Genomic DNA, 14,863 nt, shown 5'->3' with positions numbered 1-14,863 from the left:
GGTGTTTTTTATTGTTCGGAAATTATGAATTTAAACGAGGTACGTTTGACAGTACCCTTAACGTTAAGGAGGAGCAATCATGATTCATAATTTATTGCGCCGCGGGTATCAGCTATTATTGGCGTTGTTTGCCGTTGCCTTAGTTTATTCATTTTTTTTACGCGGCTATTGTCCCGCCAATTGGAAAAGCCATTTGGATCTGGCCGCGTTCATCCTCATTTCGGCGTTTGTCGTGGTGAATGCACTGTGGGTGTATCGCCGGCATTTTCGTTATCGGGATCTGCAAATGGACCAAGTCGATGCCATGGCTGGTGAAGAGTTCGAACATTTCTGTGGCTATCTGTTGAAGCGTAACGGCTATAAACACATTAAAGTGACCCAAGCTAGTGGCGACCAAGGCATCGACATTATCGCCGAAAAAAATGGAAAAACGTGTGGATTTCAGTGCAAGCGGTATACTGGATTTGTTGGTAACAAGGCCGTTCAAGAAGTTTGGACGGGTCATAATTTCTATAAACTCGACGAAGCAGTGGTGTTGACCAATAGCGAGTTCTCCGATTCGGCCATTGAGTTGGCGGAATCGCTAGGCGTGCGCTTAGTCGATCGGCCGCGTTTGAAGCGCATGATGCGCCGCTTGCCGAGTTAGTTGAGGGGTCAGTATGCAATTAGGGTTAAAAGCTAGCACCGATGAAGTGCAAATTCAAAATCGCTTGCAACATCACCCAGATGTTTTTGAGTTTCATTTAACGGAAGCAGATTTCACGCCTGAAGGTTGGGCACATTTTCAGGAAATGGTCACTTGGGTGCAACAAAGCGTTCCGCATGTTGTGTTTCATCATCCGATGAAATGGCATGGCTTGCGCATGGAGTTGTGCGTCAACAAGTTGATGTTTCCGCAATTGTACCAATTCGTGATGCAATCCTCTCGCCGGTTGATCAATTATGCTAAAGAAGTCGGCGCCGTCGCCTTGATTCATGGTGGGTATGGCTTGCATCCCGGGGAACATGATTTTGCCAAAGATTGGCCAGATCTGGCGACGGCCCAAAAAGTGGTGTTAGGCCGGATGCTTGATTTTACCGCAACGGCACCAGATAATGTCGTGTTTGAGAATTCGCTATTGCCCGTGTTTGCCTACGGGGATCCTGAGTTTGAAGAGCGCTTGTTGGCCTTGCAGCTGCCATTGGCCTATGATGTGTCGCATGCCTTCATCTATGTGCACGGCGATAACAACAAGTTGATCGCGTCAATGCGGCATTTGCGTCCCTTTGTCAAACACTATCATTTGGTGGATTCCATGGGCAAAACTCACGACAGTTTGGTATTAGGCCAAGGCGAAGTGAATTGGAAGCGCGTGATCCACGCGATGAACTCCAATGCAACCTCGATTTTTGAAATCAATTTGAAAGATCAAAACAACTGCGAAGAAATGCTTGCCAGTCAGTGGTACTTAGATAGCTTGATCGCAGCAGAGAAAAATTCGCAGTAAGCGTGATGCCGACCTTGTGTCGGCTTTTTTGATATTCGATGCTGGAAAACTACCACTTCCAGTGCTTTTCATATTGCTTTTAGCAGGCGCCACGCGGTAACATCGAATTTAGTTATGAATTTATTTGTGGGGGTATGGCGGTGTCTGCGCAACAAAAAGGGTTCGTCTGTGCGATTTTAGGCCCAGTGCTTTGGGGAGTGTCAGGAAATGTGGCGGAATGGTTATTTGGCCCAGCGGGGTTGAAACCAGACTGGTTAGTTGCCGTGCGGCTGTTAGCATCAGGCATTTTATTAATGAGTTGGTGCTTGCTCACGCAACGCCAAGCGACCTTAGCGGTTTGGAAAAACAAACGGCATTTGCGCGGTGCGTTGATTTTCGGCTTAGGTGGCGTCGTGGTGTCCCAATTTTCCTATTTCACGGCAGTGGCAACCTCTAATGCACCAACGACAACGGTTTTACAATATTTGGCGCCATTGTTCATCGTGATTTATTTAGCAATCAAAGAACGCCATTGGCCGCAACGCATTGACGTGATCTCTTTAGCCGTCGCGTTTGTCGGCATGTTATTGTTGGTGACGCATGGCCACTTGACCACATTAGCTTTAACGCCTCAAGGCTTGTTTTGGGGGATCGCAGCCGGCGTTGGCGCCGCGTTATACACGTTGATGCCAGTCAAGCTGCTTCAGGAAGTCCCAGCGCAAATTGTGATCGCATGGGCGATGTTGTTTGCTGGAATCGTGTTGTCGCCGATTTTGATTTTTACCAAGGCGCCAATCATCACTGGGCAAGTGGTGTTAGGCATCGGGTATGTCACACTATTTGGGACCTTGTTTGCTTACTTGTTATATCTCGCCAGTTTAAAAACCGTGCGCCCGACAGTAGTGGGGATGTTGAATGTGTTCGAGCCGCTGACAGCTACGGTGGTGGCGATTCTCGTATTCAATGCACACTTTGGCCTCGCAGAAATCATTGGCGGCTTGTTGGTCTTAAGCACTAGCTTCATTCAACTGATCCCGATACACAAGAAAAATCCGGCAACTTCCAAGTGAGGTTGACCGGATTTTTCGGTTATTGGGCGAGTTTTTTACCGTAGCGACTGCCGAAGACTGCTAACAGCAAGCTTAGCAAACCTAAAATCAAAATGATCACGATCCCACCATGTTCGGCATAGTTGGCGACGATTTTTAACCATAACTGTAAGCCCCAGTTGGTGTACTTCACTGCCGCAAAGCCGCCGCCTAACAGCAATGCGACCAGCCCGCCGGTGATCGACATCGCCACTTGCGCTTGTTCTGCGCCATGTCTAAGTTGATAAGCCAGACTCAAACCTAAAATCAAGAAAATGACTAAGCCAATCGATACGGTGTAGCCGACCAATGTCGATGTTTTTAATGACCAATCAGCCAATTGGCAATAAATCAAGCTTAAACCGGTGATCACAGCAATCGTGCCCGCTACGACCCCAAATAACAAGGCAAACTTCTGCCGCGCGTACTGACTCGCTGTGATTGGTAGGGTCAACAAAAAGCTGATCCCGTGATTGGCTTGATCAGCAGTGACCGTCGCCAACATCACAAACGTCATCGTCAGGCTGGTAATGCCCATGCCGACAGCGATTCCGGTTTGCTTAAAAATGAACAGCGCACCTAACGCCAATGCGAAGGTGAGCGCAGCAGCTAACCATTGCGTTTTTAAAAATAACCAATCCTTCAACCATAAACCTTTCATGCGTCTGCCTCCTGGGTGAGTACCACTAATAAATCATCTAACGTCGCAGGCGCAACCGCCAATTGTGGATAGTTTTCAAGATAATATTGGCGTTGATCCGTCAGTGCAAGAAATCCAAATGGCGCCGGTTTTGCGGCAAGCAGGTGATCAGCTTTGACTCGGTCGTATTGTTCAGCGGTCAATTTTAACGTTGCGTAGTTGGTTTGAATGTCATCGATGGTCGCTTGCATGCGGATCTGGCCTTGGTCTAAGACCATGATGCGATCACATAAAGTTTCTAAGTCCGTGGAAATGTGTGAACTCAACAACACTGAGCGGCCGGAGTCTTGATCGAGGTAATCTTGTAACATCGCGAGTACTGATTGTCGGACGACCACATCTAAGCCGCTAGTGGGTTCATCAAGTAACAGAAATTGGGCTTGATGGCTCATTGCGACCAGCAATTTTAATTTAGCCTTCATCCCGGTGGAGAATTGTTTGTAGGCCTGATTCAAAGGTAGTTGTTGGGTACGGCAAGCATTTAAGAAGGTATCGGTGTTAAAGCCTTGATAGCTGGCATTTAGAATCTTAGCAATTTGTTGGATCGTGAAATTTTCAGCAAAAAAGCTGTCAGCAAATGTCGTTCCGATCAGTTGTTTTTGCATGGAAGTCAGTTGGTTCACTGGCGTATCGAATAATGTCAGCTCACCAGCATCTGGTTGGAATAAATTTAAGATTGCACGAAATGTGGTGGATTTACCTGCGCCATTGCGACCAATCAACCCGACGACTTGGCCATTTGGAACTGCAAATGAGACGTTTAAATCAAAGTTTGGGTAATGTTGTTGTAAGTTTTTAACCGAAAGCATTAGTGTGCCTCCTCCAGTAAAATCGAAACCAGGGTTTGAAATTGTTGATCACTGATTCCGTTTTGACGCGCTTGAATGATCAACGCTTGAAGCTTTTCCTCCAAGTCGCGTTGGATGAATTCTTGTTGGACGGTGGGGTCGACTGCTGCCACAAAGGAACCTTTACCTTGAACCGTTTTGATTAAACCGTCTGCTTCCAATTGGTCATAGGCCTTTTTGACCGTAAGCGCTGAGATCTGCAGATCCCGGGCCATGGCGCGCACTGAAGGCAAGGCGTCCCCAGTCTTCAATGCGGTCGTGACGATTTGTTGGCGCAGTTGGTTGACGATTTGTTCGTAGATGGGGGTCATGGTATTGTGTTCGATAATGATGGGCATGGTGATTCCTCCTGTCGAGTAAACAGTATATAACAGCGCATAACAGTGTCAACCCTTTTTTGAAAAAGTGAGAAAACTGTTGACCAAATGAGAAAATGGGTGTTTAATTAGAAACATCAATTAACGAAGGGGATTTATGGCAATGGTAAAACAACGACAACTTGCAGTTGCAGCTTACTATTATGGCTTTTACTACTTTAGGTAGTGTCCGTGCACCTGGCACGGACGCAAACACGTTCGTGTCTAAGGTGGCTAAGCCCTTTTTGCTTGCCGGTTAGACATTGTCTAGCTGGCGGAAGTAAACCATATTTCCGATTGAATTCGCCAACTACTCGACTAGTTGGCGAATTTTTGTTTATGAAGGAGAATTTCTTATGACCCAAACGCTCAGTTCTAACATGCAACGACGCTTATCGATCAGCTTATACATTAACTACATCGTCCATGGGATCGGCTTGATCATCATCGCGCAAAACATGCAAGCTTTATCAGCTAGCTGGCATGCGCCAGTCGCCACAGTCAGCCTCGTGTTATCAGGGGTGGGGTTGGGCCGCTTCCCAGCCTATTTCTTATTCGGCTTCATTGCTGATCGTTATGGACGTAAAGTTTGTATCAATGTCGGAATGGTGTTGTACTTGGTATTCTTCGCTGGAATGATGCTGACACATAGTTTACCGATCGCCTACGCATTGGCAATGTGTGCCGGCGCGGCGAATTCCGCTTTTGATGCTGGGTCTTACACGACGTTTGCTGATCTTGGCGGCAAAGCCAAAGCTTCCAACGTGTTGATCAAAGCCGCGATGTCACTTGGGGAATTCATTTTACCAATTTTTGTCGCCTACAGTGAAGGCATCGGGGCATGGTACGGTTGGTCTTTTGCCATCGGTGCGGCCCTGCTTGTGATCAATTTGATTTTAGTGGCCCCGCTGAAGTTTCCAGCGATTCAACATCACACCGAAGCTGAAGTGGAAAAAGCGCAAGGGTTGTCAAAGACCAAGCGTTGGATCGCCACAATCGCTTTGGCCATGTACGGTTACACCTCAATGGGCTTGATGATTTGGTTCACGCAATGGATCAGCCTGTATGCCACCAAAGTGTTACACTTTTCTAATATGAATGCACATTTGCTATTATCGAGTTACTCGATCGGTAGCATTTCAGGGGTGTTAGTGATTTTCATGTTATTGCGCAAACAAGCCCCTGAAGGCATTGTGTTGTTGAGTTTGAATGCGTTGGGTTTGTTGAGCTTAGCCGCAGTTTGTTTGGTACATACCCCAATAGTCGGAATGGTAGCCGCATTCGTCTTTGGCCTTTCTGCCGCTGGTGGTGGCATGCAAGTCGGCTTGACCATGTTTTTGACTTTGTACCCAAATATCAAAGGGATGATCACTGGAATCTTCATGAATTTTGGGAGCTTGGCAACTTTCTCTGTGCCATTGATCACCGGCTGGCTTTCTGCGCACATCAATTTAGCGGCTGCTTTACGTGGTGATCTGGTGGTGGCTGCTTTGGGGTTAGGCTTAGTGATCGTCGCGCGGGTTTGTTTACATCAATCGAAACCATCAGTTCGGGAGGTCCCATCATGGCAATAACCACATCACAACAAGCGCAAGCCGGTTTGGCCCAAGCGCGGCAACATATCAATGAATTGGATCAACAAATTGCCGCCTTGCTGGCTGAGCGGTTTGAAACTGTCGATGAAATCGCGCGCCTCAAAAAAGCGGCGCAAGTGCCAGTAAAAAACCAAGCACGAGAAGCCCAAGTGTTGGATCAAGTGGCTGATGCGATCGGCTCAGACCAACTGGCACCACATGCGCGCAAGATTTTTGTCACGATCATGGCAGAATCGCGTGCTTATCAAAATCAAAAAATCAATGCCACAACTTCGGAGGAAAACTAATGGATTACATGACCGCAGGGGAATCACATGGCCCACAATTAACCGGGATTTTAACTGGCGTGCCAGCCGGGTTACATTTGGATATCGACGCGATCAACCAAGCTTTAGCTGCCCGGCAAGGCGGCTATGGTCGTGGTAGTCGGCAAAAAATCGAACACGATACCGTCCAAATCGTCGGTGGGGTGCGTCACAGCATCACGATGGGTGGCCCGATCGCCTTGGTGATTCAAAATCGTGATCATGGCCATTGGGGTGAAATCATGTCGCCAACTGCTGAAGAAACGCCTGAAAACACATTACGGCAAGTGACGCGTCCGCGCCCAGGCCATGCGGATCTGGTCGGCGGTCAAAAGTATGGCCATCACGATATGCGCAATGTGTTGGAACGCTCGAGCGCCCGTGAAACTGCAATGCGCGTGGCAGTCGGCGCGATTTGTAAACAACTGTTGCAAGCAGTTGGGATCACGATCGTTGGTTACGTCGATCAAGTTGGCTCAGTGAAAGGCCCGGTAGTTTCACCATTAAATGTCGCAGAAATTGAAGCGGCGATCACTCAAAATGACATGCGCATGCTCGATGACCAACAAGTCGATCGCATTCACTTGTTGATCGATGAAACGCGCCATGCTGGCAACACCTTAGGCGGCGTCGTCCGCGTCGTTGCAAACGGGGTGCCGGCAGGTTTAGGCAGCTATACCGCTTGGAATCAAAAGCTTGATGCCAAAATCGCGGCAGCCGTGGTTGGCGTCAATGCGATCAAAGGCGTTGAAATCGGCGATGGCTTTGAAGCGGCGCAAAACCTAGGTTCTGAAGTGATGGATCAAATTGATTGGCATGAAGGCCAAGGCTACTCACGTTTGTCCGATCACCTAGGTGGGTTTGAAGGCGGGATGACCAATGGGATGCCGATCGTGGTGCGCGGGGCTTTAAAGCCGATTCCAACCTTGTATCAACCCCTGCAATCTGTCGACATTCACACCCATGAAGTGTCAAAAGCTAATGTGGAACGCTCAGATACCACAGCGATCGTGCCAGCCTCGATCGTGGTTGAAAGTGCGGTTTCCTTTGAATTGGCAAAAGTGTTATGTGACACCTTTGATGATGCCAACTTGGCGCGGATGCAAAAACAAGTCGCAGACTACCGTTCAGAATTTGATGCGTTTTAGGAGAAATCATGGATAAACAATTACAAATCAACGCGCAACATGGCTTGCATGGGCAACTTTCAGTGCCAGGGGATAAAAGTATTTCGCATCGCGCCATTATGATCGGAAGTTTAGCCACTGGTGAAACGCATGTGCATCACTTCTTGACGTCGGCGGATTGTTTGGCCACCTTACAAGCCTTCAAAAATCTTGGCGTACAAATCGACCGTCAAGGTGATGAAGTTGTGGTGCATGGCGTGGGGATGCATGGGTTGAAACGACCTGAACATGCCTTACAAATGGCTAATTCTGGGACCACGACCCGGTTGATGATGGGCTTGTTAGCCGGGCAAGCATTTGAGTCGAGGTTGATCGGTGATGATTCATTATCCAAACGGCCGATGCGCCGAGTCGCGGATCCATTGGCTGAAATGGGCGCCAGCATTGAAACCACTGAAGGACATTTGCCAGCAGTGGTGCATGGCCAAACATTAAAAGCCGCAGATATCCAACTGAAAGTCGCTAGCGCCCAAGTGAAATCTGCGTTGATTTTTGCCGGACTGCAGGCACCAGGGCATACTGTGATCCATGAATTGTTGCCGACTCGTGATCATTCAGAAAATATGTTGAAAGCTTTTGGTGCAGATCTCACCGTCTCATCGGATAAAATGACCATCACTGTGGGCCAAACTGATCAACTCAACGCGCAAACAGTCCAAGTGCCTGGCGATATGTCCAGCGCCGCTTTTTTCATGGTGGCAGCGACGTTTCTGAAAGGCTCTGACATCACCTTAACCAATGTTGGCTTGAACCCTTCACGTCGCGGGCTATTAGATGTGTTAGTGCAAATGGGCGGCCACGTTGAGGTGAATGAAACTGTCAGCGCTGGTGAAGCTGTCGGTGACATTCGGGTTCAAAGTGCGGACTTGCATCCGATTGCCTTAACAGCTGAACAAATTCCAGCGATCATTGACGAATTACCTTTAGTGGCTTTGCTGGCAGCCAAGGCTGATGGCATCTCCACGATTCACGGTGCCGAAGAATTGCGCGTCAAAGAAACGGATCGCATTGCCTGCGTTGAACGAGAACTGGGAAAACTCGGCGCCAATGTCAAAGCCTTACCTGATGGTTTTGTGATCGACGGGCGCACGCCTTGGCAAGTCAACGATACCGTCCTTGATAGTCACGGGGACCATCGCATCGGCATGATGTTAGGCTTGGCCGCGTTGTTGGTCGATCAGCCACTAACTTTGCATCGCGCTGACGCTGTGGGCGTGTCATATCCTGAATTCTTTGATGATTTGAACACATTGTTGGAGGCGTGAGATGACCACAGTTTTTATTGAAGGATTAGGCTTGATCGGCTCCAGTTTAGCTCGCGCGATTCGCCAACGCCGTGGAGACGCGATTGTGATCGGTCATGATCAAAATGCTGAAAGCTTGAAATGGGCCAAGGTGCATCAAGTGATCGATGTGGCAGCAGAACAAGGATTAGAAGCCGCCGGTGAGGCTGATATCATTATTTTAGCGACGCCAGTGAGCGAAATTGTTAAGGAATTAAGCCAATTGTCAAGCTTGACTTTAAAACCTGGCGTGATCGTCACCGATACAGGCAGTACCAAGGCCACGGTGATGCAAGCGGCCCAACCGTTGATGGCACAAGGGGTGGCGTTTGTTGGTGGGCATCCCATGGCCGGCTCTGAACGCTCAGGCGTCCAAGCGGGCCGGGCGAGTTTGTTTGCTGAGGCGCATTACTTTTTGGTGAATGGCAATGCCAGTGAGGATCAGATTTTAGCATTGCGCAACGTTCTGTCTGCCGCTGGGGCTTATTTTGAGATCTTAAGTGCAAAACAACATGATCAAATGGTGGCCCAGATTTCACATGTCCCGCATGTGGTGGCATCGGCATTAGCCATCAGTGCTGCTCAAGGCTTGAAAGATCAGCCGCAAGCCTTGCAGTTTTCTGCTGGCGGCTTTCGGGATACCACGCGTATTGCCGCAGGGGATCCGACCATGTGGACGGCGATCATGCAAAGCAACACCAAAGCAATTTTGAAGGCACTGGATACAGATCTCGCCACCTTGCAACAAGCACGCGACTTGATCGCTGCAAACGATCGCAAGGGGATGCATGCTTGGTTTGAACACGCCCAACAAGTGCGACAGAGCATCGATCCACCCAAGGAGGTATAAGCGATGGCAGTAATTTTAGTGGGCTTTATGGGGGCGGGCAAAACCACCGTGGGGCGCGAGTTAGCGCGTAAAATGCAATGCACCCATCGAGATCTTGATGACTTGATCGTCGAAGCTGCGGGGCAATCGATTCCAGAAATCTTTGCTGCGCGGGGAGATGCCGGATTTCGCCAATTAGAACACGATACCTTGGTCAAAGCATTAGATGATATCGAAATTTTATCCACTGGTGGCGGGACCCCGATGCAACCGGCGAATTTTGACTTATTGAAAGCGAAAAAAACGCCAGTTGTATTGCTTGAAGCTAACGCGGACACGATTTTAAAGCGCATCGGCCGCGATGCTAACCGGCCATTGGTGCAAGAGCTTGGCACCGATGGGTTAGTGGCCTTACAGCAAAAGCGTGATCCCCGCTATCATGAATTAGCCGATTTGGTGATCACCACAGATCAGTTGTTGCCGGCTCAAATCGCAACTCAAATTATGACTTGGCTTGCGCAACATTAAAAAATCGCCATCCGATTGATTCGGGTGGCGATCATAGTTTAATGGTTAATTTTGACTGGGATCAAGGCACGACGGCGATTATGGCCAGCCGCCATTACAGTGGAGGCAGCGATCAAGCCAAGGGTGATCGTGATTACGGCAACATGTGCTAAAGTCGTCATATCAATTCCTTCTTTCATCGTATACTTGTTGGTTGACGATGATTATATTATGCCGAGCAATCAAGAATTTTTTGTGTCCAAGGCAGTAAGGTTTTTTAAAGCTATTGACGCTTCTTGAGAAAATCGTTAGGCTTTAAGTAAACACTCAAAGAGGCCCACTATGGCAGAATCGGATTTGAAATTATATGACCAAGCCCATTTATTTGATCATCTCACCACCAAACAGCGGCAGATATTGTCAGCTGCCATCGACGTTTTTGCTGAATATGGCTATGCCAATGCTTCCACTAAACTAGTTGCGCAAAAAGCTAAGGTGGCAGAGGGAAATATATTTGCCAAATTTAAAAACAAAGCTGGTTTGCTGGATGCGATTTTACAGCCAGTGATGACCCAAATCGTGCCGAAGATTTTTAGCCATTTCGTCACGACGAACGCAGCTGACGTCGATGATGATTTAGAAAACTTGATCCGGCCATTGGTTGAAGAACGGATCAGCTTTTTAATGGCGAATGCCAAGGTATTGAAGTTATTATTTAGCGAGCTCGCTTATAGCCAAGCGCGGCGTGATCAACTGGCCCAAGTCATTCCAGCAGCACAAGTCGCGCGGATGACGACAGTTTTTGCGACATTGAAACAGCGTGGCATTTTAGTCGATTGGCCGGATACTCAAATCTACCAAGTCCTGTGGTCGATGGTGGGCGGGGCTGCGGTCAACTATTTGTTTTTTCAGCAAAAGCCGGATTCCAAGCGCATTGTCGTTAGCATTCTCAAAGTCTTACGCCCATGAAAAAGCTCCCGTCACTGTGACGAGAGCTTTTTCATTAGGCGACGACATCGTCCTCATGCCAATGCAAATCATATTTAGTGTGATAAATTCGTTCAAAGGCAGCTTGGCGTTGTAAATCGTCTGCCGCCAACATTTTCAAACTGGCAGCGCGCGCGGATAGGGTTGGATCTGCGGTGAGGGTGTTGAGCACATGGACTGCGTATTGGCCATGCGCGTCCATGGTGACAAATAACGAAATCACCGGCACGTTAAGCTGGGCGGCAAAGTAATAAGCACCGCGTTGGCCAGGGCGAGGTTTGCGATAATTCAACCACAACGCTTGTTCTGGGTAAATCAAAACTAGCGCTTTTTGGAGGCGCGTTTTGAGTTGCGAGATAAATTCGCGCCCCATGTAATGGGTATCAGCAGCGATCGGCACGGTATCCGCATGGCGCATCAACCACCCTAAAGCGCCTGCCATCGCCAAATTGGTCAATTCACTGACGATGAACAAACGCCGATTTCCAAGGGCTTTGCGCACAGCGAGGTTTTCCAGCGGGGCAAAATGATTGCTAACGACAATGGCGCGATGGTCAGCCGGCAAGTTTTCCAGGCCGTAAACTTTGACATGACGCATTTTGATCAGACAAGCCAGATGCATCACGATGCGGGCTAACCAGGTATTGAACTGTCCCCAAAAGCTGAGTTGTTGCCATTGCGCCAGAACTTGATGGGCTTGAGTTGCAGAAAGTTCAGGATCGCCAATCATGACTTTGCGATGCCAGGCGTGGTCGCGTACGGCTTGGTGAATATTTTCAAAGACTGTGTTCATAACGCAACCGCCACGCCAGCATCGCGAACATTGGCAAACGTGGTATCAAGCTTGGCGATGCGTTCAGCTGAAGCGACCAGATCCTGCATGTGTACTTGATCTTCATCTTGGTGATCATAGTGCGTGAGTTGCTCATGCAAAGCGGCGCCAAACGGAGTCAAATCAGCGTAGTACCAAAACGCATCTTGATAGGACACATTTGCATAATGCCAAGGTTTGGCAAATAAATTAAAGTGCACGATTTGGGCAAGGCCAGCATCGCCTTGCCGATTCCAAGACCCGTTCAACCACAAAACGCGCTGTTGGACGATGGCATTGAGGTAATCTTGATCTGGCGCCAAACTTTGGAAATGATAAGTGTGGAGCAACGACAAGAAGTGCCCAGTGAAATCGACTGCACGCATCGCTTTTAAGTTCATGACCAACACGCCAGAATTTAAATAATGTTCAGCTGGCACGCCAATGGCCACGCGGGCGTATCGATTCGTGATCGGGTCGTTGGCGATGAAGGGATCGCTCACGGCGCCGACTAACTGTTGGACCAGATGATGGTCAAATAATTTGGCGACGTCTTCAAGCACTAACGTATCCGCATCCAAGTAAACCGCCTTGTTGAGTTCCGGGAAAAGTTGCGGGATGAACAAGCGTAAATAAATAGTGAAGGTGAAATAATCACAGCGCAGTTTATTGCCTTGGTCGTCGATTTGCGCCAAAGTGTTGGCATCGATCGTCACAAATTCTAAGTGCACCAGGGGACTGGTGATCATATCAGCCAGCGTATTGCGGGTGTCTTGGCTGAGATTTTGGGCTAAAACGATCACGCGATACCCACGAGGGTCATGGGCATGAGCTTGCAGCGATTGTAAACTAACTGCAAATGGGGCAGCGTAGTGGTCATCAATGGAGTAACATACGGGAATCATCAAATCATCCTTTCATCATTGGCGCCAAGCGGGAATAGGTATTCAGCAAGTCATCATAATCATGCAAATGCAGTTGATCGTGCATCGCTTGCACTTGCCAAGGCTTGACGGTTAAGGTGTGGATCCAAGGAAATAGCCGAAAGCTCGTGGTAAAATGCTGAAACACGGTGTTGGCATGGCGTTTGCGCTGTTCATTGAAGCGTCTTGGGGCGATCACTTTCACCACGGCGAGTTTGTTTAATGCCGATTGATCTGGCATAAACATTTTTTGCGTGGCACAACGCTTGCGACATTGTTCAAACAACCCAGTCAACCGGATCTGTTTGAGGTTCAATAGCAACATGCCAGAATTGAGATAATCAAATGTCGCCATTTCATGATGAAAGAACCACTTGCCATAATGATCGAGCACCCCGACAAATTCTACCCCTGCCAGATCTTGATGATAAAATTGGCCAAACCGCCGTCGCGCGATTACATCGGTATCGAGATATAAAAGACGATCAGGCAGTTGCGGGATCAAATCCGCATACAAGCGCAACATGCAATAAGGGGTAAAAATCGTCTCCATATTGGCAGTGGGCGGATCGGCTTCAAACACTGTTGTGGCATCGATGCGAGTCACTTGATGTCGAGCGTCGACTAATTGTGCTTGCGTTTGCAGAAAATCAGCGGTTGCTTGGCTGACAGGCGCAAAGCCTTTGATGCGCGCGGTCAAAATATAAAGATGCAATGGTTCATGGGTGTGTTTGAGTAGGGATAACATCGAGATCAACAACCCGTCTTGCATCCGGGCGTCGCCACAATATAAGACATTAATCATGTTCGTCCTCCAAAGTGTATTGCACCACAGTTTCAGTCGACAGTTGGCTGCGAGTGTGCAGTTGTGTTTGTGCGTGATGATAAAGCGCTTGTTGTTGCTGTTTAACGGATAAGGTTTTATCTACGGGCATTGGCCCATCGATGTAAAGCGTTTCTTGAACGCGATGGGGCCAACTGCCTGCTTGATAAGTCGTGGTCATGGTAAACACTGGCGCATCCAGACGTGCTGGATAATGAAAACTTGTCGCATCAAAAGGTCGAATGCCAGTGTAAAAAGGCCAAACATGCGCTTCTGGGTACACCACGATCAGGTGACCCAAGGTATGGGCACGCTTAATAGCCGCGAGAAATTGCGGATACTGTTTGCGGGTACTAGGCAATAAGATCGCGCGTCCTGCAGGCAAGAACTTGCCGATTACCGGCAAACCTAAATTTGCCGGACCGGCGATGATCGACACGGGAAAAGGTAGCGTTCGCGGGACAAACACATCGCCGACTGGTTGGGTGTGATTGGCATAAATGAAAGCACCGGGGATGAGTTTTTCAGCGCCGATCACGGTGATGGGATGCGTTCGGCGATACAAATGCGCAAAGCCTGTGGCCAGCGGATTGACCAATGCTTGGGTCAGACGATGAGATTGCCAATTAAAATTCGCCGGTAATTGGGCATTTTGATGCGGGCTTTGCACCACATCGGCTTGAAAGTTGGTGTATGTATAGTGTTGTTGCACTTTGATCACCCCGCGCCCTTAAGTAAGTAGTGGCTGTTCAACTAGGCCACCATATTCTTGGTGCTGGTAGTAAATTTGTACCGGAAACGATAGGTTTGCCCTTCGTTCGTAGTTGAAATCAAAATTGGTATAGCAAACACCCGCAAGAACGTCAGGGCATTGCTTAATACCATTGCCTGATCAATCTTGACGGCTAATGACTCAGCTGTTCGGGTATTGACTAAGTCCAAGCCTACTGACCCTTTGAGAAAGGCAAATCGGCGTTCAATGGCACCGCGTCGATTTTCCGCATCCGTATCCTGACGGCGTTTCTTGGCATCAACGTGTTTTGGCTTTGCGCCCAGTTTAGGTCCACAGAGAGTGATGCCTAGATCCTTACACAACTTGCGATTGTCGCGGTTACGGTAAAGTGTGTCGGCCAGTACCTCATCTGGGTAATGGCC

The 14,863-nt window shown here is 48.5% G+C and carries 19 protein-coding genes; 10 read left to right on the top strand and 9 right to left on the bottom strand.

Translation table 11 applies throughout. The features are described from left to right. Positions 1 to 82: 82 nt before the first annotated feature. The 3 genes from FD01_RS09270 to FD01_RS09260 all read left to right on the top strand — a co-directional run bounded on the left by FD01_RS09270 (position 83) and on the right by FD01_RS09260 (position 2,536). Positions 83 to 646: a restriction endonuclease gene (locus tag FD01_RS09270; RefSeq protein WP_152164885.1), complete on the top strand. Its 564-nt coding sequence runs from the start codon at positions 83 to 85 to the stop codon at positions 644 to 646. A gap of 13 nt (positions 647 to 659) precedes the next feature. Then, positions 660 to 1,487, top strand: coding sequence for a sugar phosphate isomerase/epimerase family protein (locus FD01_RS09265; protein WP_056963883.1), 828 nt, complete (start codon positions 660 to 662; stop codon positions 1,485 to 1,487). A gap of 140 nt (positions 1,488 to 1,627) precedes the next feature. Beyond that, positions 1,628 to 2,536: a DMT family transporter gene (locus FD01_RS09260; RefSeq protein ID WP_056963881.1), complete on the top strand. Its 909-nt coding sequence runs from the start codon at positions 1,628 to 1,630 to the stop codon at positions 2,534 to 2,536. A 19-nt stretch (positions 2,537 to 2,555) separates the two neighbouring features. On the opposite strand, the gene FD01_RS09255 is transcribed toward FD01_RS09260, so the two are convergent. Genes FD01_RS09255 through FD01_RS09245 form a run of 3 tightly spaced genes read right to left on the bottom strand, consistent with a single transcriptional unit; the run spans position 2,556 to position 4,440 of the window. Continuing rightward, a complete protein-coding gene (locus tag FD01_RS09255; RefSeq protein WP_056963879.1) occupies positions 2,556 to 3,215 on the bottom strand; it encodes an ABC-2 transporter permease in 660 nt (219 codons plus the stop codon). After that, positions 3,212 to 4,063 carry an ABC transporter ATP-binding protein gene (locus FD01_RS09250; RefSeq protein ID WP_056963878.1) on the bottom strand — a complete coding sequence of 284 codons (852 nt, stop codon included), beginning with the start codon at positions 4,061 to 4,063 and terminating at the stop codon, positions 3,212 to 3,214. Before FD01_RS09250 ends, FD01_RS09255 begins: the two co-directional genes overlap by 4 nt. Then, positions 4,063 to 4,440 (bottom strand): GntR family transcriptional regulator, encoded by a 378-nt coding sequence (locus tag FD01_RS09245; protein WP_054717982.1) that lies wholly within the window; start codon positions 4,438 to 4,440, stop codon positions 4,063 to 4,065. The genes FD01_RS09250 and FD01_RS09245 overlap by 1 nt, the downstream gene beginning before the upstream one ends. Positions 4,441 to 4,814: 374 nt before the next feature. Between FD01_RS09245 and FD01_RS09240 the strand changes: the two genes are divergently transcribed. The 6 genes from FD01_RS09240 to FD01_RS09215 are packed head-to-tail and all read left to right on the top strand — an operon-like array spanning position 4,815 to position 10,185. After that, complete coding sequence (locus FD01_RS09240; RefSeq protein WP_056963876.1) at positions 4,815 to 6,032, top strand: MFS transporter; 1,218 nt, start codon at positions 4,815 to 4,817, stop codon at positions 6,030 to 6,032. Next, a complete protein-coding gene (locus FD01_RS16630) occupies positions 6,023 to 6,340 on the top strand; it encodes a chorismate mutase (protein WP_056963874.1) in 318 nt (105 codons plus the stop codon). Before FD01_RS09240 ends, FD01_RS16630 begins: the two co-directional genes overlap by 10 nt. Next, a complete protein-coding gene (aroC, locus tag FD01_RS09230; RefSeq protein WP_056963872.1) occupies positions 6,340 to 7,506 on the top strand; it encodes a chorismate synthase in 1,167 nt (388 codons plus the stop codon). The genes FD01_RS16630 and aroC overlap by 1 nt, the downstream gene beginning before the upstream one ends. An 8-nt stretch (positions 7,507 to 7,514) precedes the next feature. After that, complete coding sequence (gene aroA, locus FD01_RS09225; protein WP_056963870.1) at positions 7,515 to 8,810, top strand: 3-phosphoshikimate 1-carboxyvinyltransferase; 1,296 nt, start codon at positions 7,515 to 7,517, stop codon at positions 8,808 to 8,810. A 1-nt stretch (position 8,811) separates the two neighbouring features. Further along, complete coding sequence (locus FD01_RS09220) at positions 8,812 to 9,678, top strand: prephenate dehydrogenase (RefSeq protein ID WP_056963868.1); 867 nt, start codon at positions 8,812 to 8,814, stop codon at positions 9,676 to 9,678. A gap of 3 nt (positions 9,679 to 9,681) precedes the next feature. Then, a complete protein-coding gene (locus FD01_RS09215) occupies positions 9,682 to 10,185 on the top strand; it encodes a shikimate kinase (protein WP_056963866.1) in 504 nt (167 codons plus the stop codon). Between the two features lie 38 nt (positions 10,186 to 10,223). Here the strand turns inward: FD01_RS09215 and FD01_RS16850 are convergent, their stop codons facing one another. Then, positions 10,224 to 10,346, bottom strand: a complete 123-nt coding sequence (locus FD01_RS16850; protein ID WP_263862571.1) for a hypothetical protein — start codon at positions 10,344 to 10,346, stop codon at positions 10,224 to 10,226. 160 nt (positions 10,347 to 10,506) lie between these two features. Here FD01_RS16850 and FD01_RS09210 point away from each other — a divergent pair, with 160 nt between their 5' ends. Beyond that, on the top strand, positions 10,507 to 11,133 hold the full coding sequence (locus tag FD01_RS09210; protein WP_056963864.1) for a TetR/AcrR family transcriptional regulator: 627 nt from the start codon (positions 10,507 to 10,509) through the stop codon (positions 11,131 to 11,133). Between the two features lie 34 nt (positions 11,134 to 11,167). On the opposite strand, the gene FD01_RS09205 is transcribed toward FD01_RS09210, so the two are convergent. From FD01_RS09205 to FD01_RS09185, 5 genes are all read right to left on the bottom strand, one after another. After that, entirely contained in the window at positions 11,168 to 11,944 is a 777-nt protein-coding gene (locus FD01_RS09205; protein WP_054717997.1) for a lysophospholipid acyltransferase family protein, read from the bottom strand. Continuing rightward, complete coding sequence (locus FD01_RS09200) at positions 11,941 to 12,867, bottom strand: glycosyltransferase family 8 protein (protein ID WP_054717998.1); 927 nt, start codon at positions 12,865 to 12,867, stop codon at positions 11,941 to 11,943. Before FD01_RS09200 ends, FD01_RS09205 begins: the two co-directional genes overlap by 4 nt. Before the next feature lie 4 nt (positions 12,868 to 12,871). Beyond that, positions 12,872 to 13,690 carry a glycosyltransferase gene (locus tag FD01_RS09195; protein ID WP_056963862.1) on the bottom strand — a complete coding sequence of 273 codons (819 nt, stop codon included), beginning with the start codon at positions 13,688 to 13,690 and terminating at the stop codon, positions 12,872 to 12,874. Continuing rightward, positions 13,683 to 14,420, bottom strand: coding sequence for a 1-acyl-sn-glycerol-3-phosphate acyltransferase (locus FD01_RS09190; RefSeq protein WP_152164750.1), 738 nt, complete (start codon positions 14,418 to 14,420; stop codon positions 13,683 to 13,685). The genes FD01_RS09195 and FD01_RS09190 overlap by 8 nt, the downstream gene beginning before the upstream one ends. 41 nt (positions 14,421 to 14,461) lie before the next feature. After that, positions 14,462 to 14,863: transposase (locus FD01_RS09185; protein WP_156647292.1), on the bottom strand; the 402-nt coding region annotated here is incomplete at its 5' end.

Source organism: Lacticaseibacillus manihotivorans DSM 13343 = JCM 12514 (assembly GCF_001435035.1).
Classification (GTDB): domain Bacteria; phylum Bacillota; class Bacilli; order Lactobacillales; family Lactobacillaceae; genus Lacticaseibacillus; species Lacticaseibacillus manihotivorans.
Note: the sequence above shows the minus strand (reverse complement) of the source record. Positions and strands in the feature narration are given on the sequence as shown.

What these genes read in the sequence shown, in the direction of transcription:
- FD01_RS09240 (WP_056963876.1), top strand. Translation starts at nt 4,815, where the DNA reads ATGACCCAAACGCTCAGTTCTAACATGCAACGACGCTTATCGATCAGC.
- FD01_RS09265 (WP_056963883.1), top strand. Translation starts at nt 660, where the DNA reads ATGCAATTAGGGTTAAAAGCTAGCACCGATGAAGTGCAAATTCAAAAT.
- aroA (WP_056963870.1), top strand. Translation starts at nt 7,515, where the DNA reads ATGGATAAACAATTACAAATCAACGCGCAACATGGCTTGCATGGGCAA.
- FD01_RS09215 (WP_056963866.1), top strand. Translation starts at nt 9,682, where the DNA reads ATGGCAGTAATTTTAGTGGGCTTTATGGGGGCGGGCAAAACCACCGTG.
- FD01_RS16630 (WP_056963874.1), top strand. Translation starts at nt 6,023, where the DNA reads ATGGCAATAACCACATCACAACAAGCGCAAGCCGGTTTGGCCCAAGCG.
- FD01_RS09205 (WP_054717997.1), bottom strand. Translation starts at nt 11,944, where the DNA reads ATGAACACAGTCTTTGAAAATATTCACCAAGCCGTACGCGACCACGCC.
- FD01_RS16850 (WP_263862571.1), bottom strand. Translation starts at nt 10,346, where the DNA reads ATGACGACTTTAGCACATGTTGCCGTAATCACGATCACCCTTGGCTTG.
- FD01_RS09245 (WP_054717982.1), bottom strand. Translation starts at nt 4,440, where the DNA reads ATGCCCATCATTATCGAACACAATACCATGACCCCCATCTACGAACAA.
- FD01_RS09195 (WP_056963862.1), bottom strand. Translation starts at nt 13,690, where the DNA reads ATGATTAATGTCTTATATTGTGGCGACGCCCGGATGCAAGACGGGTTG.
- FD01_RS09200 (WP_054717998.1), bottom strand. Translation starts at nt 12,867, where the DNA reads ATGATTCCCGTATGTTACTCCATTGATGACCACTACGCTGCCCCATTT.
- FD01_RS09250 (WP_056963878.1), bottom strand. Translation starts at nt 4,063, where the DNA reads ATGCTTTCGGTTAAAAACTTACAACAACATTACCCAAACTTTGATTTA.
- aroC (WP_056963872.1), top strand. Translation starts at nt 6,340, where the DNA reads ATGGATTACATGACCGCAGGGGAATCACATGGCCCACAATTAACCGGG.
- FD01_RS09255 (WP_056963879.1), bottom strand. Translation starts at nt 3,215, where the DNA reads ATGAAAGGTTTATGGTTGAAGGATTGGTTATTTTTAAAAACGCAATGG.
- FD01_RS09220 (WP_056963868.1), top strand. Translation starts at nt 8,812, where the DNA reads ATGACCACAGTTTTTATTGAAGGATTAGGCTTGATCGGCTCCAGTTTA.
- FD01_RS09210 (WP_056963864.1), top strand. Translation starts at nt 10,507, where the DNA reads ATGGCAGAATCGGATTTGAAATTATATGACCAAGCCCATTTATTTGAT.